Genomic DNA, 21391 nt, shown 5'->3' with positions numbered 1-21391 from the left:
ACGGGGTGTCAATGGGCCGCGCACACCCTGTCGTTCGACTCCTGGTGGCGGCGCGGTGTCGGGGCGGTGCGAGCCGCCGGGTCGGGGCGGCGGTGCCCGTGCCGGTCCGGCCATTGCCCGCGAACGCTGCCGTGAGTAGCCTGTGTTCGTCATACCGGTCACTGGCCGGGGTTTCGAACGAAGGGGTGGGTGGCGTCATGGGACGTCTGGTTCCCGCAGTGACCAGGGCGCTCGACATACTGGAGCTCTTCCTCGACGGGGACGGCACGCTCTCCGCACCCGAGATCACCCGAAGGCTGGGCCTGCCCCGCACCACCGTGCACGAGCTGGTCACCACGCTCGCCGCCCGGTCCTACCTCGTCCCCGCCTCCGGCCGGCCCGGCCGCTACCGCCTCGGCGTGCGCGCCTACCAGCTCGGCAGCCGGTACGCCGAGCAGCTCGACCTCGCCGCCGAGGGGCAGCGCGTGGCCCGCGAGGTCGCGGAGACCTGCGACGAGACCGTCCACGTCGCCGTCCTGGAGGACCTGGACGTCATCTACATCGCCAAGGTCGACTCCACGCACGCCGTGCGCATGGTCTCCGCCGCCGGCCGCCGGCTCCCCGCCCACTGCACCTCGGTCGGGAAGATGCTGCTCGCCTCGCTCCCGCAGGACGACTTCGACGCCCGCGTCGACGGGCGCGAGCTCGTCGCGATGACCCCGAACAGCATCACCGACCACGACCGGCTGCGCGCCGTGCTCGCCACCGTCCGCGAGCGCGGCGTCGCCACCGAGCACAGCGAGTCCAACCCGGACGTCAGCTGCGTCGCGGCCCCGGTCCGCGACGGCGCCGGCCGGGTCGTCGCCGCCCTGTCCATCTCCGTCCCCATGATCCGCTGGAGCGAGGAGCGCGAGGCGGAACTCGCCGAGCTGGCCGCCAAGGGCGCCGCCGACCTCTCCGCCAGCCTCGGCCACCGGGGCGGCCGGTGAGCGCGCCCCGCGCCGAGGTGGCCGTCCGGGAGACCGCGGCCCTCGGCGAGGGGCCGACGTGGGACCCGGCCACCGGACGGCTCGTCTGGGTCGACGTCCTCGGCTCCCGCGTGCACACCCACACCCCCGCCGACGGCCGGCGCGGCGTGCTGCTCACCGGCCAGCACGTCGGCGCGGCCAAGCCCCGCGCCGGCGGCGGACTCGTCGTCAACCTCCGCGACGGCATAGGGCTCTACGACCCCGACGGCGCCTTCCGCTGGCTCGTCCACGCGCCGGTCCCCGGGCGCCGCGGCAACGACGCCGCCGTCGCCCCCGACGGATCCCTGTGGGCCGGCACCATGCGCTACGACGAGGCGGACGGCGGCGGCGCCCTCACCCGCGTCGCCCCCGACGGCACCACCACCACCGTCCTGCCCCGGGTCACCGTCAGCAACGGCACGGACTGGAGCCCCGACGGCCGCCTCGTCTACTACGTCGACAGCCCCACCCGCCGCGTCGACGTCCTGCGCGCCGACGGCGGGCACCTCGTCGAGCGGCGCACCCTGGCGACCGTCGAACCCGGCGCCGGCTTCCCCGACGGGCTCACCGTCGACGCCGACGGCTGCGTCTGGGTCGCCCTCTGGGACGGCGCGGCCGTCCGCCGCTACACCCCCGACGGGCGGCTGGACCGGATCGTGACCCTGCCCGTACGGCGTCCGACCGCCTGCGCGTTCGGCGGCCCGGGCCTGCGCGACCTGTACGTCACGACCGCCCGCACCGGCCTCGCCGACCCGCACCCGCTCTCCGGCTCCCTGCTCGTCCTCCCCGATGCCGGACAGGGGCGGGAGGCACACGCGTTCGCCGGGTGACCGCCGCCTGCGCTAACATCCTCCGCCATCCCCGGTGATCACCGGGGCGGACGATCCGCGCCGCGGTCCGACCGACGACCGACCGGGGTGCACACCGGCCACGCCGCCGACGGCGGCACCGTGGCAGCACCGCGACGAAACACGCGCGTCGAAGCGCGGGGAGAGGGCGCCCGTGGGCACATCCGCCGATGACGCCGCCACGGAGTTTCACGACTTCTTCGAGCGCCACCACGCCGAACTGGCCCGCTTCGCCCACCTCCTCACCGGCGAGGCGGACGCCGCCGACGACCTCGCCGCCGACGCCCTGCTCGCCCTCTGGCACCGCTGGGACCGCGTCCGCGCCGCGCAGCACCCCGTCGCCTACGCGCGGGGTGTCGTCGCCAACCTCGCCCGGACCCGCATCCGCAGCGCCGTGCGCGAGCGCCGCCGCGTCGCCCTGTTCTGGTCGCAGCGCGCCGAGCACGTCGACGCCCCCGACGTCCCGGCCGTCCTGGACGTCCGCAGCGCCCTGCGCCGGCTGCCCTTCCGCAAGCGGGCCTGCGTGGTCCTGCGGCACGCCTTCGACCTGTCCGAGCGGGAAACCGCGCTGACCCTCGGCATCTCGGTGGGTACGGTGAAGAGCCAGACGTCGAAGGCCGTGGCACAGCTGGAACAGCTGCTCGGCCACAGGGCCGCCGCCTCGGAACTGGTCGGAGGAAGGAAGTAGTGGACGAGCTCCAGCGGGCCCTCAAGGAGGCCGCGCGGACCCACCGGCCCGACCGCGCCCGCATCCTCGCGCGGATCGAGCGCGGGATGGCCGCCCCGCCCCCCGTACCCGTCCGCCGGCGCCCGGCCGGCCCCCGGTGGGCCCGGATCGCCGTGGCCACGGCCGCCGTCGCCGCGGTCCTCGCCGCCGGCGGACTCACCGCGCGGGCCGTCCTGCACGAGGACCCGGCCCCCGCGCACGTCGCCGTCCCGGCGCCCGACCCCACCTCCCCGCCCGCCGGGCGCGCCGTGGACGGCTTCCTGCGGGGCGCGGCCGTCGTCGACCCGCACAGCAACCGCTACTGGGCCCAGTCCAACATCACCTTCAGCACCGCCACGGCCCTGCGGGAGCTCACCGTGGAGCTGCGGGTCGCCCAGACCGGCCGGGTGGCCCCGACCGGCAACTGGCGCACCCTGCCCGCCGACGACTTCGCCGTCTCCACCCGCGAGGAGGCCGGCGCCCTGGTCTACACCTGGACCCTGCGGCCCGGCCGGGGCGTCCCGGCCGGGCAGCACGTCTTCGCCGCCCAGTACAACCACGCCGAGGGCGCCCGCGACGCCGGGGACGACCGGTACACGGTCACCGCGACCTCCACCGGCGGCGGCCGCGCCTCCGTGACCGGCGGCGTCACCCCCGCCACCGGCGCCCCGCGCGGCTCGCGGTGACCCGACGGGCCCGGATCCCCTCGCCGAGACCGCCGCGCGGCCGGCGAGGGGATGCGTCAGCGCGGGGCGGGGACGACAATGGCGAGTGCCGGACGAACAAGGAGGCGGCATGAAAGAAGAGCCCGAAACGACCTCCAGGCCCCGGCAGGGTGGCGTCTCCCCGGACGCCATCCTGCACAGCGGCGCCGAAGGCGAGTTCACCGCCGAGGACCTGGTCCTCGCCTCCGGGCGCGACGTGAACCCGAAGAACATGGCCTGGGCCGAGCGCAGGCTCGCCGAGAAGGGCAGGGCCGCGCTCGACGAACTGCTCCCCTGACCCCTTCCGCCCCCCGGGGCCGCGCCGCGGCACCGCCGCGGCACGGCCCCTTCTTCCCCGCCCGTGCCACGGGGGCCGTCCCGGGCGGACCGCGCCGTGGCGCGCCGGCCCACAGCCCCTTGTCTCCCGCCCGCGTCGCCGGCCGACGGCCCCTTCCTTCCCGCCCGCGTCCCGGCGGGGCACGCGTACCGGGTCCGCCGACCCGTGCGCGCCCGCTGCCCCTGGGGCAGCCACGTCCCCACCAGGGACCAACCCCCGACCAGGGACCAGCCCCCGCGCCCACGTGACGGCGGCCCGCCCGCCCACCGGACGCCCCACCCCGCCCCGCCCGCACGACGGCGCCCGCACGACGGCGCCCGCACGACGGCGGCCCCGGTACCGGCGCGTCCACCGCGCCCGGTACCGGGGCCGCCGTCCGTCCGGCCCGCCCGTCAGGACGTCCGCGTCACCGCCCGCCGTCCTCCGCCTGCCGTCCCTCACCGTCGTCCACGCGCGTCCGCTCCAGCGGGCGCGTCGCCGGGCCCTCGACGACCCGCCCGTCCACGGCGAAGCGCGATCCGTGGCACGGGCACTCCCAGGACGTCTCCTCGTCGTTGAAGTGCACCACGCACCCCAGGTGCGTGCAGCGCGCCGACACCGCGTGCAGTGCCCCCGCCTCGTCCCGGTGCACCGCGAGCAGCCGCCCGCCGACCCGCACCACCGCGCCCTGGCCCGGTCCCACCTCGTCGACCGAGTCGACGTACGCGCCGGGCGTCCGGTCGCCGACGAAGTGCTTGGCCACGTGCGCCTGGAGCTTCAGCATCGCCGGGACGTCCCGGGTCGGGTGCAGCCGCACCGGGTCGTACAGCGACGTCCACGCCGGTTCCCTGCCCCGGATGCGGGCCGCCAGCAGCGATCCCGCCATCACGCCGCTGCTCATGCCCCACCCGGCGAACCCGGTCGCCACGAACACGTGCCGCGTCCCGGCGTGCAGCCGGCCCACGTACGGCACCCGGTCCGTCGTCGAGTTGTCCTGCGCCGCCCACCGGTGGCTGAACTCCACCTCGCCGAACCGCTCCCGCGCCCACCGCTCCAGCCGGGCGTACCGCTCGCCGACCTCGCCCTCCTCGGTGGTGCCCGGCGGGAACTGCTCACCGGTCACGATCAGCGTGCGCGTCCCCTCACGCCCCGAGGGCGCGGTCCGCACCGACCGCGTGCCGCCCTCGGAGGTCAGGAACACGCCGCCCGGATCCCGGTCGGCCGCGATGGGACCCGCCACCACCAGCTCGCGCTTCGGCTCCAGACGGGTGAAGAGCAGCGACCGGTCGAACACCGGGTAGTGCGTCGCGACCACGACGTACTGGGCCACGATCGTGTGCCCCCGCTCGGTGGTCAGCTCGCACGGCGAGCCCTCCTTGAGCCGCGTCACGCGCGTCCGCTCGTAGATGCGCGCGCCGAGCCGCTCCATGTGCGCCGCGAGCCCCAGCAGGTACTTGCGCGGATGGAACTGGGCCTGGCTCTCCAGCCGCACCGCGCCGGCCACCGGGAACGGCAGCGACGTCTCCGTCACGTACGAGGCGGGCAGCCCCGCCTCCAGCGCGGCGTCCGCCTCCGCCCGCAGCTCGTCGGTCCGCCCGGGGTCCTCCGTCCAGGTGTACGCGGGGAGGCGCTCCAGGTCGCAGTCGATGCCCAGCTCCTCGCTGACCTCGGCGACCCGCTCGACGGCCAGCTGCTGCGAGTGGGCGTACAACCGGGCGCCGCGCGCCCCGTGCACCTTCTTGACCTCGGCGTACACCTGGCCGTGCAGGGCCGACAGCTTCGCCGTGGTGTGGCCGGTCACGCCGGTGGCGATCCGGTCGGCCTCCAGCAGGACCACCGAGTGCCCCGCCCGGGCCAGCTCCCACGCCGTGCAGATACCGGCGATGCCACCGCCCACGACGGCGACCTCGGTCTCCACGGCCCCGTCGAGCGCGGGACGCGGCGGTCCCGGCGCGTACTCCAACCACAGCGAACCGGTAAGGGCGTCGTAGGCCATGAGCGCACTCCTCGTCGACGGCCGGACCGCCACGCGGTCCCGGAGAGATCCGAGGTACCCGGAGATCGCGCATGAAACCCCCGGAGCTGCGCACTCGTACCCCATGACGTACAGCAACCCCGACCCCGACCCGGACCGCACGACCGGCCTGGACGCCGGCGGCGGCGTACCGCCCGGTGAGACCCCGCCCGCCGAGGGCAGCACGCCGGGGGCGGGCCCCCGGGAGACCTACAACCCGCCGACGGGCTGGGCCAAGGCCCCGCTCGCCATGATCCTGGTCATCGTCGTCCTGGTCGCGGCGCTCTTCGCGGTGATGGCGATCATGATCGCGATGTGACCGCGCGGCCCGCACTCCAGGGGCCGGGCACCCCTGACGGCCACGCCTCCGCGCGGGCGGCGCCCCCGACCGCCACCGACCGCAGGGGACGTCGGGGCCGGCGCCCCGGCGGCGCCGCCCCGTCGGGGCGCGCGCCCGGCCCGAGGGGCCGACACCCGCCCGGCCCCGTACGAACTTCGCAGACAGGGCGCCATACTGGACGGGCCGGGGAGGGCGGAGCGGACCGACGGGGGCGACAGCGGGCGATGGCGGACACCAGGCTGATCCACGGCCGCTACCGGTTGCTGGAGGTGATCGGGCGGGGCGGCATGGGCGAGGTGTGGCGCGCCACCGACGAGTCGCTCGGGCGGCGGGTGGCCGTCAAGTGCCTCAAGCCCCTGGGCCCGCAGCACGACCCGGGCTCCGTCCGCGTCCTGCGCGAGCGCTTCCGCCGCGAGGCCCGCGTCGCCGCGTCGCTCCAGCACCGGGGCGTGACGGTGGTCCACGACTTCGGCGAGTCCGACGGCACGCCCTTCCTCGTCATGGAGCACCTCGAGGGCCGCAACCTCAGCCAGCTGCTGGAGGACAACAAGCAGCACCCGCTGCCCGTGGACGACGTCGTCGACATCGCCGAGCAGGTCGCCGACGCCCTCGCCTACACCCACCGGCAGGGCATCGTCCACCGCGACCTGAAGCCGGCGAACATCATGCGGCTCGCCGACGGCACGGTGAAGATCTGCGACTTCGGGATCGCGCGCCTCGACGCGGGCCCCGGCCACTCCTCCCGCCTGACCAGCGGCGAGATCACCCTCGGCACGCCGCACTACATGTCACCCGAGCAGATCGGCGGCGGCCGCGTCGACCACCGCAGCGACCTCTACTCGCTGGGCTGCGTGCTGTACGAGATCTCCACCGGCGTCCCGCCGTTCGACCAGGACGACGCGTGGGGGATCCTCGTCGGCCACCGCGACACCCCTCCGGAGCCGCCCCGCACGCACCGCGCGGAGCTGCCCGCGCCGTTCGAGCGGATCGTGCTGGACCTGCTCGCCAAGACACCTGACGCCCGACCGGCCGACGCGGGGGACGTGCGGCGCCGCATCAGCGGCGCCCGCGGGGCCGTACCGGCCGGCGCCACTGCGCTGCCGACGGCGCCACCGCACCCGGCGACGCCGCCGCACGGCGCGCCCGTCCCCCCGGCGGCACCGCCCGGCCCGGACACGGGCGCCCAGGCGCGTGCCGCGCGGCGGACCGACCCGCCGCCGTCCGCCGTGCCCGCGCCCCGAGCCCCGGCGTGGACGCGCACCATGACCACCGGCCGCAAGGCGGTCGGCACGCACCACCCGGGCCCCGTGCCCCCGCCGCACGACGACGATCCGGCGACGACGCTCACCGGCACGTGGACCACGGGCGCGGGTACGTCCCACCGCGGTACCGGCGCGGGCGCGGGGACCGGCGCGCGTACGGGCACGGGCGGCACCGGTCCGGGCGCCCTCGGCACGGGTGGCGGTCCGTGGCGGCCCCGGGCAGCCGCTCCCGACGCGCCCGGCGCGGAGACGGACTCCGGCACGCACCGGTTCACGCTCCCGCCGCCGCCCGGCCGGCCGCCCCGGGGATCGGAGCCGCAGGCCGCCCTGGCCGACCGGCACGGCGCCGCGCTGCGCCTCGCCCGGCTCGGCCGCTGGGCCGAGGCGGGCGAGGCGCACCGCGCCGTCGCCGCCGAACGCGAACGGGTCCTGGGCGCGGACCACCCCGACACCCTGGCCAGCCGCCACGAACGCGGCGTCGCCCTCAGCCGCGCCGGTCGGGTCGCCGCGGCGCTGCGCGAGCTGGACCGCGTCGCGGAGGCCCGGGACCGTGTCCTCGGCCCGGACCACCCCGACACCGTGGCGACCCGTCAGGAGTCGGCGTACGTCCTCACCCGGCTCGGCCGCCACGCCGACGCCCACCGGGTGCACGCAGCCGTCCTCGCCGCCCGCGCCCGCGTCCTGGGCGCCGGCCACCCGGACACCGTGGCCGCGCTCCAGGAGGTCGCCCACGCGCTCGGCCGGCTGGGCCGCTGGGAGGAGGCGCTGCGCACCTGCCGTGAGGTCGCCGACGCGCGCGCCCGCGCGCGGGGCGCGGACCACCCCGACACGCTCGCCGCCCGGTACGAGGTCGGCATCGCCCTCGGTCGCCTGGACCGGGGCCACGAGGCGCTGGAGCTGTACCGGGACCTGACGGCGGCCCGCAGCCGGGCGCAGGGACCGGAGCACCCCGAGACGCTGCGCGCCCGGCACGGCCTGGGCGTCAACCTCGGCCGGCTCGGCCGCTGGGAGGAGGCCCTGCGCGAGGCCCGCGACGTCGCGGCGACCCGCGCCCGCGTCCTGGGCCCCGACCACCCGGACACGCTGGTCAGCGGCCGGGAGGTCGCCGTGTGCCTGGGCTGGTTGGGCCGCTGGGGCGAGGCGCTCACCGGCTACCGGCACGTGTCCGAGGCCCGCGAGCGGGTGATCGGGCCGGACCACCCGGACACGCTCGCCAGCCGGAACGACGAGGCCCAGTGCCTGGAGCAGCTGGGCCGGCACACCGAGGCGGTGGAGCTGCACCGGCGGGTGGCGGCCGCCCACCGCCGGCGCACGCCGGGCTGAGGGCCGCCGTCCGAGCCCCCGGGCCGACGGCACGTCGACCGCGCGGCGCGGGCCGGGGAAACGGTTCGGGTGGGCACCCCCCGTGGGGTGCCCACCCGTGACCGTCCGACAGCCGTGTCAGCCGACGTGCCAGCAGGTGCCCTCGAATCCGGCGACGTGGACGTCGCCCGCCGAGACGTGGCCGCCGGACACCCAGCAGCCCTTGACGTCGCCCGAGTCGGCGGCGGCGGGGGAGGCGGTGAGGAAGCCGACAGCGAGCAGACCGGCCAGAGCGATCGAGATGCGCCGAAGCATGTTTCTCTCCTTCGAGTGTGGGGACTCGGCACGACTCTCCATCAGCCGTGGGCGCACCGCACGCCGGGACGCTCGTCCGGGTGGTGCGGGCGCAGCGCACGCACGGAGGTCCCCGGTCCGTCCGTGACGGCGGACCGGGGACCCGGACGTGGTGGCGCGAGGTGGGTCAGTGCCGCGGCGGCTCGCCGCCGTGCCCGCCCCGGCGCCGGCTCAGCTGGTCCTTGAGCCGTTCCTGGGCGGTGCCGACGTGGCGGCTGTGCTTGCCGCGGGTGCGGCGGTCGACCATGTCGCCCACCTTGTCGACGCCCCTGCTGCTCTGCCCCTCGTGCCCCTTGAGCATGCTCTTGAGCTTGTCCATCATGGCCATGGGTCGTCCTCTCGCCGAGTGACCCCCTGGGCTCCAGTCTCCCCGCCCGTCCCGCCCCGCGCATCCGCGCGCCCATCCCGCGGGCCGTCGGCCCCGGCCGCCGCCGAACGGTGGACGCGACCGGCCGCCCGGCGATCGCGACCCGGTCAGTCGGCCGACGGCACCCAGCCCCGTGCCTCGACACGCGCGGCGTCCGCCGGCCGGGCCTCGTCGAAGAGCGCGTCGTCCCCGTCCAGGACGCGCAGCCGGTCGACGTACGCGCCCCGCCCGACGTACCGGCCGTCGGTCGTGTACCGCCAGCGCAGCCGCACCCGGCCTGAGCCGGAGAAGGCCGACAGGTCCGCCTCCGCCCGGTGCCACACCCGCCCCGACCAGCCCGACACCGCGCCGCCCGGGTGCGCCGCGGGCCCGCCGCCCGGCGGCACGGTGGTGAAGGGCACCGGCCGCCACACCGTCCCCTGCGGGTCGTCCGGCGCCGACCCCTCCAGCACCAGGGCGTCCGTGCCGGGTTCGGTGTCCCACCACAGGGCGCACCGCAGCCTCGCCCGCGCCGTGGCCGGCCGCACCGCGGGCAGGGTGAGCGTCGCCGTCGTCGCGGACGCCATGCCGGAGAACCAGGCGGTACGGCCGTGTGCCGCCCGCACCGGTACCGCCCGCGCCAGCCGGTCGGCCACCGCGACCCTCGGCGCCGACCCCGAGCGCCACGTCCGCACCGGGTGCACCGAGTTGCCCAGCAGCACCAGGAACGCGTCGGTCGTCGGGTCCAGGACCAGGCTCGTCCCGGTGAACCCGGTGTGCCCCGCCGAGCGGGGTGTCGCCATGGCCCCCATGTACCAGTGCTGGTACAGCTCGAAGCCGAGCCCGTGCTCGTCCCCGGGGAACGCGGTGTTGAAGTCGGTGAACAGCAGCTCGACGGAGTCCGGCCGCAGGATCCGGGCGCGGCCGTACGCCCCGCCGTTCAGCAGCGTGCGGGCGAGGACGGCCAGGTCCCACGCGCGGGAGAACACCCCCGCGTGCCCGGCGACCCCGCCGAAGGCGTGGGCGTTCTCGTCGTGCACCTCGCCCCACACCAGCCCCCGGTCGAGCCCCGACCACGGCGGCCGGGCGTCCTCGGTCGCGGCGATGCGCGGCCGCCAGGAGGCCGGCGGGGCGAACCGGGTGCGGCGCATGCCGAGCGGTCCGGTGATCCGCTCCCGCAGCAGGACGTCCAACGACCGCCCGGTCACCTCCTCCAGCAGCAGCTGCAGGGCGATCAGGTTGAGGTCCGAGTAGCGGTACAGCGTGCCCGGGGCGTCGGTCGGCCGCTCCTCCCACAGCATCCGCAGCCTGCCCTCGCGGGTCGGTTCCCGGTACAGCGGCAGCCAGGCCCGCAACCCCGACGTGTGCGTCAGCAGCTGGCGGACCGTCACGCCGCCCTTCCCGCCGCCCCCGAACTCCGGCAGCCGCTCCGCGACCCGGCCCTCCAGCTCCAGTTCGCCGCGCTCCAGCAGCTGCACGACGAGGAGCGAGGTGAAGAGCTTGGTGAGGGACGCCAGGTCGAAGACGGTGTCCTCGTGCATGGGGATGCGCCGTTCGGGTGGCAGCTCCACGCCCCGGTCCGTCGTCTCGTCGTACCCCGCGTACCGCAGCGCGTACCCGACCGCCCGGTGCAGGGCCACGGTGGTGCCGCGCCCGGCCAGGACCACCGCGCCCGCGTACCAGGGGTGCGTGGGGGAGGGGCCGAGGAACCGCTCCGCGTCGTCGACGAGCCGGTCGAGGTGGTCCGGCAGCAGTCCGGCCCGCTCGGCCGTCCCGCGCCGCAGCACCGGTCCCGCCCCGTGCCCGGCCCCGTGCGGGCCGCCACCGGGCAGCTCCGGCCCCGCCGCCCGGACCCCCGGTACCGGACCGATCACCAGCGCACCTCCCAGTGCCAGAACCCCGCCGCCGAACGCCCGCCGTCCGATGCCGTGCCCGCCCGCCGGTTCCCGCCCCATGTCCCGCCCTCCCCGCCTGAAGGAAACCCCGACCCACGCGCGTACCGGGTGAAACGTTCTTACCGCCGCACCCACCCGTCAAGGAGGCGGGCGGGACGACCTCGCCACCGCACCCGCCCGGGGCCCACCGGAGGCCCGCCGCCGGAACCGGCGCGGCGGACGTCGCCACCGACCGGAGCAGCCGCCCCGCCGACCGGGTGCGGCCCGCGCACCGCTCTGGCAGCGTGGCCGCATGGGCAAGCAGACGGACGCGGACCGGGGCCGCCCCGGCGGCGCCGACGACACCGGCGGCGGGACCGCCGCGCCGCGCCCCTGGCGGGAACGGACCACCTGGGCCCCGGTCGTGGCGGTGCTCGTCCTCGCGCTGTGCTGGGGCCGCGACCTGCCCGGCGCGCTCGTCGCGGTCGTCGGGCTCTGCCTCGCCGGGGCCGTGCTGTCCGCCGTCCACCACGCCGAGGTGGTCGCGCACCGGGTCGGCGAACCGTTCGGCTCCCTCGTCCTCGCGGTTGCCGTGACGGTCATCGAGGTGGGCCTCATCGTCATGCTGATGGCCTCGGGCGGCGACAGCGCGGCCACGTACGCCCGCGACACCGTCTTCGCCGCCGTGATGATCACCTGCAACGGCATCGTCGGCGCGTCCCTGCTCGTGGCGACCCTCCGGGGCCGCCGCGTGGCCGTCTTCAACGCCGAGGGGTCCGGCGGGGCCCTCGCCACGGTGACCACCCTCGCCACCACGACGCTCGTGCTCCCCACCTTCACCATCGGCAATCGTGGCCCGGAGTTCACCGGGGCGCAGCTCGCCTTCGCCGCCGTGGCCTCGCTCTGCCTGTACGGGCTCTTCGTCACCGTGCAGACGGTCCGGCACCGCGACTACTTCCTGCCGGTCGCCCGTACCGGGGAGCCGCTCGACGCGGTCGCCCACGCCGTGCCGCCCACCCGCGCCGCCACCTGGTGGAGCCTCGGGCTGCTCGCGGTGGCCCTGGTGGCCGTCGTCGGCCTCGCCAAGGTCGTCTCACCGACGATCGAGTCCGGCGTGGAGACGGCCGGCCTGCCCACGGCCGTCGTCGGCGTCGCCATCGCTCTCATGGTGCTGCTGCCGGAGACCCTGGCGGCCGTGCGGGCGGCCCGCGGGGAACGCGTCCAGACCAGCCTGAACCTCGCCTACGGCTCGGCGATCGCCAGCATCGGCCTGACCGTGCCGGTGATCGCGCTCGCCTCCCTGTGGCTGTCCGGGCCCCTGGTGCTGGGGCTGGGCCCCGTCCACCTGGTGCTGCTGGCGCTCACCGCGGTGGTGAGCGCCCTGACCGTGGTGCCCGGACGCGCCACACTCCTGCAGAGCGGCGTCCACCTGGTGCTGTTCGCCGCCTTCGTCTTCCTGTCGCTCAGCCCCTGACGGTCACTGGGCCACCCGCACCACCCGCAGTGCGGGATCGCTCAGGATGTCCTCCTCGCAGAACCGCGCCGTCACCCACCGCTCCTGGGAGTACAGCCGCGTCTGGTCGGCGTGGTGCGGCGAGCCAGGGTCCGACGACTGCGCGTAGGACAGCAGCGTCCGGGCCACCGGGCAGCGGCCGCCGTCCCAGCCCACCGCCTGGACGTGGCTCGTGCCGTGCTGCACCTCGGTGTAGGCGCCGCGCGCGGCGTCCCACACGGGCACCGTCATGTTCCACACGCCCGTCCCCGTACCTCCGTGCACCGGGATCCGCTCCCCGCCGCGCACCACGTACTGGTGCTCGCCGAGGGGCGCGTCGAACGGGACGCCCGCCGTCCGCAGGTCGGCGACCGCGCTCCGCAGCGCCGTGGCGAAGCCGGGGGCCGCGGTGTTCAGCGACCGGGGCGTGCCCACGGGGTCGGCCGCGGAGAACGGCACCTTCCAGCGGTCGGGCCCCGGGACCTCCCGCTGCAGGCGCAGCCAGAACCGGTCGAAGAGCAATGCGCCCCGGCTCGTGGTGTCCATCCGGCGGTCCCAGCGGGCGAGGGCCCCGCACGCCGCGGGCTCGTCCGGCAAGGCCGCCGGGCACGCCCGTACGACGTCGTCGGCCGTGAGGTCGGCGGCCGGCACGCGGTTGGCGAACTGCTGGCGCTGGAGGTCGGCCACCGTCAGCCCGCCCCGGTCCGCCATCCCCGCGACGTCCTCGATCGCGCCGCGCGTCCGCAGCGACCGCTCCGTCCCGATGTCGCCGAAGACCCGCTCGTACCGGGTGAACGGCCGGTCCGCGTTGGCCAGCCAGGCGCTGTCGTTGGAGTTCTCGGCGTACGCCGCGTCCCTCAGCACCGGCCAGCGGGACGGGCCCATGATGCCCGGCTGGACCGCGTCCCGGTCCCTGCCGAGGGCGCACGCGCCGCGCGACCCGTCGAGCACGGCGATGCCCGCCGCCGGGTAGAGGGCCCGCCCGAGCGGCGTCGAGCAGCGCCCGGCCAGTTCGTCGGTGATCCGGGGCAGTACCTGGGCCTGCGCGAACAGCGTGCCGCCGTTCCGGTCGGCCGCCACGGTGTTGACCCACGGCAGGCCCTGCGTGCGGCGCAGCGCCCGCTCGACGTCCCGCGTGGAGCGGGCCTTGGCCAGACCGAGCGAGGTGTCCGCCATGCGGAGGTTCTCGGCGTTCGGGTCGTGCAGCGCGTACGCGGTGGTCGCCGTCCACGGCAGCGGGTCGCCCGCGAAGGCCGTGACGACCGGCCCGTACCGGGTCCACCACTGCGTGCGCGTCACCGGATCACCGCCCGCGACCGGCACCGTGACGGTGCGGCGCACCATCCGCTCCGACCGGCCGTCCACCACGTACGCCGTGGGGTCGGCGGGGTCGAGGGACAGCTGGTGGAGGTTGAAGGTGCGGCCGGTCGAGACGGTGTGGCTCCACGCCACCTTGTCGCTGAAGCCGATCTGCACCAGCGGCGCGCCGAGCAGGGAGGCGCCCTGGACGTTCAGCTCGCCCGGGATCGTCTGCTGCGACTGCCAGAACCGCCGCCCGCCGTGCCACGGGTAGTGCGGATTGCCCAGCAGCAGGCCCCGGCCGTTCGCCGTGGTGCCGCCGGCGAACGCGACGGCGTTGGAGCCCATCGTCGCGTTCCGCTCGTCGAACATCTCGCGGGCCGCCTCGGCGAGGCGCCGCGCGTCGGGCGTCCGGTCCGCGGCCGGGCCCGCGGCGGGCGGGGCGGCGGCGGTGATGGCCTCCACGGCGGCCCCCTGGCCGCCGATCACCGCGAGGGCGTAGGTCCGCCGTGCGACGTCCAGCGCGGTCACCGGGCGGACCCACGGCTTGCCCGCGCACGTCGGGTCGGTCACCCGGTTCTTCGCCAGCCAGGCGTTGTACCCGGCCGCCCAGCCGCGCATCAGCTCCTTCTGCGCCCTGCTCGGACCGGCCGGCGCGGGCAGCTCCAGCAGCCGCTCGACGGTCCGCGCGTCCCGCACCCCGGTGAAGTACAGGTCGCTGGAGAGGTTCTTGCGGGCCGACGACAGCGATCCGTCCGGTACGGCGTCCGGCCCGAAGTACCGCGACCGCTCACCCCGCACGGTGACGAACCCGTCGGCGAGGACGCACGCCTGGTCGGCGGCCTGCGCCCAGCCCGTGCCGAAGCCGAGCCCGGCGTAGTCCCGGGCCAGGATGTGCGGGATGCCGTACTCGGTGTAGCGGATCGTGGCCGACAGGCCGCCCGCCGAGGGGTTCCTCCCCTCGGCGGGCGGTCCGGCCGCGGTGGCCGGAAGCGTGGTCGCGGCGGTCGCCAGTAACGCGACGGCGGCCGGCAGCAGACGTCTCAGATGGGTGCGGAGGAGCACCGTGCCTCCCAACAGAACTGCGGACGAGGTCAGTTGATCCATGCACTCATCCGTGACGGCCCGGTGTCATCCTCCCTGGGACGGATACGCGATCATCCCCGGGTACGGAGGTCCACGATCCGCTTGATCTTCCCCACCGAGCGCTCCAACGTCTCCGGGTCGACCACGTCCACCGCCACCGTCACTCCGACGCCGTCCTTCACCGCCGCCTCGACCTCGCGGGCGGCCTCGACCCGCCGGTGCGGCGCCGTGCCGGGACGGGCCTCGACCCGCACCGTCAGCGCGTCGAGCCGGCCCTCGCGCGTCAGTCGCAGCTGGAAGTGCGGCGCCAGCCCGGGGGTGCGCAGGACGACCTCCTCGATCTGCGTCGGGAAGAGGTTCACGCCCCGCAGGATCACCATGTCGTCGCTGCGGCCCGTGACCTTCTCCATCCGTCGGAACGCCGGCCGGGCCGTCCCCGGCAGCAGCCGCGTCAGGTCGCGGGTCCGGTACCGCACCAGTGGCATGGCCTCCTTGGTGAGGGAGGTGAACACCAGCTCGCCCCGCTCGCCGTCCGGCAGCACCTCACCCGTCACCGGGTCGACGACCTCGGGGTAGAAGTGGTCCTCCCACACGTGCAGCCCGTCCTTCGTCTCCACGCACTCCTGGGCGACGCCCGGCCCGATCACCTCGGACAGCCCGTATATGTCGACCGCGTCGATCGCGCACCGCTCCTCGATCTCCCGTCGCATCTCCTCGGTCCACGGTTCCGCCCCGAAGATCCCGACCCGCAGCGACGTCGAGCGCGGATCGACACCCTGCCGCTCGAACTCGTCCAGCAGCGTCAGCATGTACGACGGCGTCACCATGATCACTTCTGGCCGGAAGTCCTGGACCAGACGCACCTGGCGGGCCGTCATCCCCCCGGACGCCGGAACCACCGTGCAGCCCAGCCGCTCGGCCCCGCCGTGCGCGCCCAGCCCGCCGGTGAAGAGGCCGTACCCGTACGCCACGTGCACCACCTGCCCCGGGCGGCCACCGGCGGCGCGGATCGAGCGGGCCACCACGTCCGCCCACACGTCGAGGTCCCGCTCGGTGTATCCGACCACCGTCGGCTGCCCGGTGGTGCCGCTCGACGCGTGGAGGCGTCGCACCCGGGACCGCTCCACCGCGAACATCCCGAACGGGTACTGGTCCCGCAGGTCCGCCTTGGTGGTGAACGGGAACCGGGCGAGGTCCGCCGGTGACGCGCAGTCCTCCGGCCGCACCCCCGCCGCGTCGAACGCCCGCCGGTAGAACGGCACGTTCTCGTACGCGTGCCGCAGGGTGGCGCGCAGCCGCTCCCGCTGCACCGCGGCGAGCTCGTCACGGCCCATCCGCTCCCCGGCGTCGCGCAGGTCCTCCACCATGTGCCGTCCCTCCGTCCGGGCAACCGACCGTTCGGTCGCCACACCTCCACCTACCCCGCCGCCCCCCGCAGCGGCAAGCCCCCGGACCCGAGGAAGCCACACGGACCCACGTCCCCACGACCACGCTCCGGCACTTCACGGCGGCCGGACCCCACCCGCCGACCCGGGGCACGACCCGCGGGCCGCACGGGCCGCCGTCCGGCCGCCCCCGGCCCCCCCGCCCGGCCCTGCACGCCGTCCCCCGAACCGGTGAACCACCCGGCGGCGACAGGCCGTCCGGGCGGTACGGCGCCCCGCCCCCGCCGCCGCCCCACCCGCCGCGCGCCGGTCCCGGCCACGTACCATGGCTCCATGTCCTTCCTCCGCCGCCGCAGCCCCGCCACACCCGCGGGCCCGGACTTCGACGTCCTGGCCATGGATCCGGGCGACTGGCCCGGGAATCTCGGCGCCGGCCTGTTGCCCGCCCCCGACGGCAGCTGCCAGGGCGTCTTCCTCCGCTACGACCTCTTCGGCGGTCGCGGCCCCGCGATGATCATCGGCAACCTCCCGGAGGGCTCCCCGGCCCGGGACATCGCCGACGGGCAGATCCCCTTCGAGGTGGCCCAGCTCCTCGCGGCACTGGACATGGACGACCACGTCGAGGTCGCCGAGACGGAGGACGTCCCGGTGATGCAGGGCGACAACCTCCTCATCGTGCGCCGGCTGAAGCTCACCGAGAGCCGGATCTCCTGCGTGCAGTTCGACCGCAGCGACAACGTCCTCGTGACCATCGCGAGCTGGGACCGCCCGATCACCGACGACCTGTACGCGCTCCTCAAGCCCCTCCCCGCGGAACTCTTCCAGCAGGGCTGACCCCACGGGGGACCGAACCCATGGCAGTGACGGACGAGGCCCAGGCGAACGCCGGCGTGCGCGTCGACAGCTGGATCTGGGCGGTGCGCCTCACCAAGACCCGCTCGCAGGCGGCCACCGCCTGTCGTGCCGGCCACGTCCGGGTCAACGGCGACCGCGCCAAGCCCGCCCAGACGGTCAAGCCGGGCGACGAGGTCCGCGTGTTCCACGCCGGCCGCGAGCGCGTCGTCGAGGTCCGGCGGGCCCTCGCCAAGCGGGTGGGCGCCCCCGTGGCGGCCGAGGCGTACACCGACCGCACCCCTGCCCCGCCGCCCCGTGAGCACGTCGCCCTCGCCGCCGTCCGCGAGCGGGGCGCCGGCCGCCCCACGAAGCGCGAGCGCCGCGAACTGGACCAGCTGCGCGGCGCCCGCCGCCCGTGAACGGCCGAGCGGCCCGTGGACAGCCCGGCAGCCCGCAACCAGGCCGCCCGTAGACGGCCGGCCACCCGAAGGCGGCGCAACCACCCCGGCCACCCGGAGGCGGCCCGCCGCCCGAAGCTCAGCCGGCCGCCAGCACGGACCGGCCGCCCGGAGCCCGCCCCGACTAGGGGGCGAGCAGCGCCGCGACGCGGGCCGCGGAGGTGCCGAGGCCCGTCGGCCCGCCCAGGGAGGGCGCCCCCGCCAGGGCCTCGGCCCGGTCCTGGAGCAGGACCTCCTCCTGGTACCGCTTGCAGTCCCGGTGCCAGGTGTGGATGCCGGCCATCCAGTTCTCCAGCTCCCGCACGTACCCGTCCAGGACGGCGCGCGTCTCCCGGTCCAGCCCGAAGTCCTCGTACAGCACGGGGAACTCGTGCGCGGCGACGTGCTGGAACTGACGCATCCGGGAGTTCATCAGCTCCCCGGTCATCGCCACCGCCGTCGGGTGGTCGACGTCGAAGAACCGCTGGACGACCAGCACGCAGTTGTGGACCTCGCCCTCGAACTCGATCTCCTTCTGGTACGAGTAGAGGTCGTTCAGCAGCGTCGCGAAGTCGATCGCCGCGTTCTCCAGCGACCGCACCGGGCCGCTGAGGTACACCTCCGGCGGCACGCGGTTGCCGTGGCCGATCCGGCACAGCGCGATCGTCATGTCGGAGCCGAAGGTGGCCCGCCGCATCTCGATGTAGTCGACCGGGTCCGGGATCCGGTGGTGGGCCTGGTTGACCAGTTCCCACTCCCAGCTGTCGATCATGACGCAGACGGCGTCACGGAACGCCGCCCGGTCCCGCTCCGCCATGGGGCCGACCGTCCGCGGCCACAGGTCCGCGAGCCCCCGCTCCAGCGCGTTCGCCGGGGCCGGCACGTCGGCCGCCGCGGCGTCCAGCGGCATGAGGGACTTCAAACGGTCGTTCTGCGCCCGGGCCGCGGCCAGGTCCCGGGTCCTGCCGTACACCACCGGGTACAGGTCGTCGCCGTACGTGCCCCAGGCCAGCCAGTGCGACGCGAGGTCCAGGTCGTCGGCGCTCGCCGTCGGGTGCAGCCCGGCCGCGCACAGCGGCAGGTCGTACCCGGCGATCTTCCGCTCGTTCCAGACGCCCGATCCCGGCTGCCCCGGCTGCTCCCGCAGGAAGCCCATGGCACGGCCCCACTCCACGCACCGTCCCCGCGCGCCCTCCAGGTGCCGGTTGTGCGTCACCGGGAACGGCATCTCGATGTGCGGCAGCAGGGACGGCCCGACGCGCTGGAACGGCACGTGGGAGAAGCCGCGCCACCGCGCGGCCTCCGCACGCGGCGTCAGCCGGATCGACGCGGCCGCCATGCCGAACGCGCCGCCGCCCGGGTCGGCGCCGACGGCTCCCTCGTTCATGTACCGGCTGGAGCGCATGTGCCACTCGTGGCCGCCGGACTGCCAGTCCTGGAGCCCCTTCGCGTACGCCAGCACCGCCGCCGTCTCCCGCGGGTCGAGCCCCTTCTCGGCGCAGAGCGGGGCGACCTCGGTGAGCGCCGTGTGCTCGAACTGCTGGAGCCGCGACGTCAGCAGGTCGTTGACGGCGTCCGCCGCCTCCTGCGTCGAGCAGCCGAGGAACCGTTCGAGCACCAGCACGCCGTTGCTGTTCTCGCCCTCGTCCTCCACCTCGCGCTGGTACGAGAACAGGTCGTTGCGCAGGTGCACGGCGTCGGAGAAGGCGTCCCGCAGCACCCGCAGGGGCCGGGACCCCGCCACGGAGGCCGGCACCTCGGCCCCCGCCGCGTACTCGACCAGCCCCGCGGACCAGGGGGCACCCCCCACCTTGCGGCGCATCTCGATGTACTCGACGGGGTTGGCGATCCGCCCCTCGTCGATGTTCGACAGCTCCCACAGGGACTCGTTGAGGAGGTTCTCGGTCGCCACCGCGAACCGCTCCCGCCACGCCGACGACATCGCCGGCACCGTCCGCGCCCACAGGTCGGCGAGGCCCGCCTCGACCGGGTTCTCCGGCTCCGGCACCGGCGCCGACGGGTCCGTCGGCATGAACGCCGGCAGCCGGTCCAGGTACGCCTTGCCGCCCGCGCGGTCCAGGGTCCGCTTGAACGTCTCCAGGAAGTGGTCGTCGAAGAAGAACACCCACACGTACCAGTCCGTGACCAGCGACAACGCCTCCGCGTCACAGTCCGGGTGGGTGTACGCGCACAGCAGCGCGTAGTCGTGGGAGTCCAGGTCGTCCTGGTCCCAGATCCCGGATCCCTCCAGCATCCCCATGTGGCGGGCCCACTCCCGGGTGTGCACGCGGGCCGCGTCCACATGGGGGTTGAGGCGTGCCGGGTACGGCACGTAGAACTCCGGGAGTGCGAACGGCTGTGCCATGCGTGTCATGCCTTTCGATGTACGTAGCCCTACCGCGCGAGCCCCTACCCGTGGCACGGGAGACCCACGCGAAGCGCGCGTTAGTCGTATGAACGCCGACATCGGGGTGCGGGTCACGATCCCGCGGGGGCCGGCGCGGACCCGCGGAGCGCCACCGCCCGCGGGACACGGCTCTCCGCCCCCGCCTCCCCTCCGCCCCGGATCGGCGCCCGCGCACGGCGGCGCGCCGTGCGCCCGGTGGTGGGGGGTCACCGGGCGCACGGCGCGCCATCCGCGCGGTGCGGTCTCAGCGCGTGCCCACCGCCGCCCGCACGGCCCGCCGCGCCAGGGCGCAGTCGTCGTGCAGCCGCCGCAGCAGCAGCCGCTGTTCCTCCCCGGGGGACACCGCCCCGGGCTGGATCGGGATCGAGCCGGCCGGCGGTGCCTCCCGCATGGTGCGCTGCACCGCCGTCTCGTACGTCCGTATTTCCCGCGTCAGCACGAGCATCAGGTTCACCAGGAACGCGTCGCGCGCCGCGGGCCCGGCCGCCTGGGCGTGCTGGCTGATCTGCCGCCGCGCCACCGGCGCGTCCCCGAGCACGGCCCACAGGGTCGCCAGGTCGTACCCCGGCAGGTACCAGCCCGCGTGCTCCCAGTCGACGAGCACGAGGCCGGCCGGCGACAGCAGCATGTTCGACAGCAGCGCGTCGCCGTGGCAGAACTGGCCCATGCCCTGTCGGCCGCCGGCCTGCGCCAGGCCGTGGAGCAGTTTCTGCAGGTCGTCGCGGTCCCGATCGGTGAAGAGCCCCAGCTCGTGGTAGCGCGAGATCCGCGACGCGTAGTCGAGGGGCGCGTCGAACGTCCCGGCCGGCGGCCGCCACGCGTTGAGCCGGGCGACCGCGCCGAGGACGGCGCGGACGTCCGCCCGCGGCGGCGCCTCGACCGGGTGGCGGCTCAGCGCCGCCGCCCGTCCCGGCATCCGCTCGATGACGAGTGTTCCGTTCTCCGGGTCCGCCGCGATCAGCCGGGGCACGCGCACCGGCGGACGGTGCCGCACGAAGGTCCGGTAGGCGGCGATCTCGTGCTGGAAGCGCTCGACCCACACGGGGGAGTGGTCCAGCAGGCACTTCGCGACCGCCGTGGCCCGACCGGTCGTGCCGACCAACAGGACGGAGCGCCCGCTGCGCCGCATCACCTGCACCGGGTTGAACTCCGGGCAGATGCGGTGGACCGACGCGATGGCCTTCCGCAACTGGGCCCCCTGCGGACCGGACAGGTCGATCCTGCCGCTGAGCGGGCCGGTCACCGTCCCCGCCCAGCGCCTGGCCCGGCCCGCCTGGGCGGGGCCCGGGTACGGTCCGCCGCCGACCGGGACGGTGCGGGGCCGGGGCGGGGCGGACACGGAGGACGATGCTGTGTACATGGGCGGAACAGATCCCTTCGTGTGCCGACGACTGCGTAC

The 21391-nt window shown here is 75.8% G+C and carries 18 protein-coding genes; 10 read left to right on the top strand and 8 right to left on the bottom strand.

Going from position 1 to position 21391, the window contains the following annotated elements; all coding sequences use genetic code 11:
* Positions 1-197: 197 nt before the first annotated feature.
* The 5 genes from ACF053_RS22015 to ACF053_RS21995 all read left to right on the top strand — a co-directional run bounded on the left by ACF053_RS22015 (position 198) and on the right by ACF053_RS21995 (position 3542).
* Positions 198-968 carry an IclR family transcriptional regulator gene (locus ACF053_RS22015; RefSeq protein ID WP_391955474.1) on the top strand — a complete coding sequence of 257 codons (771 nt, stop codon included), beginning with the start codon at positions 198-200 and terminating at the stop codon, positions 966-968.
* A complete protein-coding gene (locus ACF053_RS22010) occupies positions 965-1816 on the top strand; it encodes an SMP-30/gluconolactonase/LRE family protein (protein ID WP_391955473.1) in 852 nt (283 codons plus the stop codon). Before ACF053_RS22015 ends, ACF053_RS22010 begins: the two co-directional genes overlap by 4 nt.
* A gap of 172 nt (positions 1817-1988) precedes the next feature.
* Entirely contained in the window at positions 1989-2522 is a 534-nt protein-coding gene (locus ACF053_RS22005) for a SigE family RNA polymerase sigma factor (RefSeq protein ID WP_391955472.1), read from the top strand.
* Positions 2522-3226 (top strand): hypothetical protein, encoded by a 705-nt coding sequence (locus ACF053_RS22000; RefSeq protein WP_391955471.1) that lies wholly within the window; start codon positions 2522-2524, stop codon positions 3224-3226. The genes ACF053_RS22005 and ACF053_RS22000 overlap by 1 nt, the downstream gene beginning before the upstream one ends.
* Positions 3227-3335: 109 nt before the next feature.
* Positions 3336-3542: a hypothetical protein gene (locus tag ACF053_RS21995; RefSeq protein WP_058940719.1), complete on the top strand. Its 207-nt coding sequence runs from the start codon at positions 3336-3338 to the stop codon at positions 3540-3542.
* 445 nt (positions 3543-3987) lie between these two features.
* Here ACF053_RS21995 and ACF053_RS21990 read toward each other — a convergent pair whose 3' ends face one another.
* A complete protein-coding gene (locus ACF053_RS21990) occupies positions 3988-5556 on the bottom strand; it encodes an FAD-dependent oxidoreductase (protein WP_391955470.1) in 1569 nt (522 codons plus the stop codon).
* A 103-nt stretch (positions 5557-5659) separates the two neighbouring features.
* On the opposite strand from ACF053_RS21990, the gene ACF053_RS21985 reads away from it, so the two are divergent.
* Both ACF053_RS21985 and ACF053_RS21980 read left to right on the top strand, forming a co-directional pair.
* On the top strand, positions 5660-5893 hold the full coding sequence (locus ACF053_RS21985; RefSeq protein WP_391955469.1) for a DUF6480 family protein: 234 nt from the start codon (positions 5660-5662) through the stop codon (positions 5891-5893).
* Positions 5894-6138: 245 nt separating this feature from the next.
* The gene (locus ACF053_RS21980) at positions 6139-8499 is read left to right on the top strand and encodes a serine/threonine-protein kinase (RefSeq protein ID WP_391955468.1); all 2361 of its coding nucleotides are present in this window, start codon (positions 6139-6141) and stop codon (positions 8497-8499) included.
* Between the two features lie 117 nt (positions 8500-8616).
* Here the strand turns inward: ACF053_RS21980 and ACF053_RS21975 are convergent, their stop codons facing one another.
* From ACF053_RS21975 to ACF053_RS21965, 3 genes are all read right to left on the bottom strand, one after another.
* Positions 8617-8793, bottom strand: a complete 177-nt coding sequence (locus tag ACF053_RS21975) for a hypothetical protein (protein ID WP_391955467.1) — start codon at positions 8791-8793, stop codon at positions 8617-8619.
* Between the two features lie 166 nt (positions 8794-8959).
* Positions 8960-9160 (bottom strand): antitoxin, encoded by a 201-nt coding sequence (locus ACF053_RS21970; RefSeq protein ID WP_391955466.1) that lies wholly within the window; start codon positions 9158-9160, stop codon positions 8960-8962.
* Between the two features lie 146 nt (positions 9161-9306).
* On the bottom strand, positions 9307-11133 hold the full coding sequence (locus ACF053_RS21965; RefSeq protein ID WP_391955465.1) for a serine hydrolase: 1827 nt from the start codon (positions 11131-11133) through the stop codon (positions 9307-9309).
* A 232-nt stretch (positions 11134-11365) separates the two neighbouring features.
* Between ACF053_RS21965 and ACF053_RS21960 the strand changes: the two genes are divergently transcribed.
* Positions 11366-12526 (top strand): calcium:proton antiporter, encoded by a 1161-nt coding sequence (locus tag ACF053_RS21960; protein ID WP_391955464.1) that lies wholly within the window; start codon positions 11366-11368, stop codon positions 12524-12526.
* Between the two features lie 3 nt (positions 12527-12529).
* Here ACF053_RS21960 and ACF053_RS21955 read toward each other — a convergent pair whose 3' ends face one another.
* Both ACF053_RS21955 and paaK read right to left on the bottom strand, forming a co-directional pair.
* A complete protein-coding gene (locus tag ACF053_RS21955) occupies positions 12530-14950 on the bottom strand; it encodes a penicillin acylase family protein (protein WP_391955463.1) in 2421 nt (806 codons plus the stop codon).
* 50 nt (positions 14951-15000) lie between these two features.
* A complete protein-coding gene (gene paaK / locus ACF053_RS21950; protein WP_391955462.1) occupies positions 15001-16296 on the bottom strand; it encodes a phenylacetate--CoA ligase PaaK in 1296 nt (431 codons plus the stop codon).
* A 351-nt stretch (positions 16297-16647) separates the two neighbouring features.
* Here paaK and ACF053_RS21945 point away from each other — a divergent pair, with 351 nt between their 5' ends.
* Together ACF053_RS21945 and ACF053_RS21940 are read left to right on the top strand one after the other, a co-directional pair.
* Complete coding sequence (locus tag ACF053_RS21945) at positions 16648-17148, top strand: hypothetical protein (protein ID WP_391955461.1); 501 nt, start codon at positions 16648-16650, stop codon at positions 17146-17148.
* Positions 17149-17168: 20 nt separating this feature from the next.
* On the top strand, positions 17169-17567 hold the full coding sequence (locus ACF053_RS21940; RefSeq protein WP_058940727.1) for an RNA-binding S4 domain-containing protein: 399 nt from the start codon (positions 17169-17171) through the stop codon (positions 17565-17567).
* Positions 17568-17730: 163 nt separating this feature from the next.
* On the opposite strand, the gene ACF053_RS21935 is transcribed toward ACF053_RS21940, so the two are convergent.
* Both ACF053_RS21935 and ACF053_RS21930 read right to left on the bottom strand, forming a co-directional pair.
* Positions 17731-19950 (bottom strand): terpene synthase family protein, encoded by a 2220-nt coding sequence (locus ACF053_RS21935; RefSeq protein WP_391955735.1) that lies wholly within the window; start codon positions 19948-19950, stop codon positions 17731-17733.
* Positions 19951-20236: 286 nt separating this feature from the next.
* Positions 20237-21352, bottom strand: coding sequence for an aminoglycoside phosphotransferase family protein (locus tag ACF053_RS21930; RefSeq protein ID WP_391955460.1), 1116 nt, complete (start codon positions 21350-21352; stop codon positions 20237-20239).
* Between the last annotated feature and the right edge of the window lie 39 nt (positions 21353-21391).

This window comes from Streptomyces kanasensis, from assembly GCF_043077165.1.
Lineage (GTDB): Bacteria > Actinomycetota > Actinomycetes > Streptomycetales > Streptomycetaceae > Streptomyces > Streptomyces changanensis.
The sequence above is the reverse complement of the archived record's forward strand: the minus strand, read 5'-3'. Positions and strand labels throughout refer to the sequence as shown.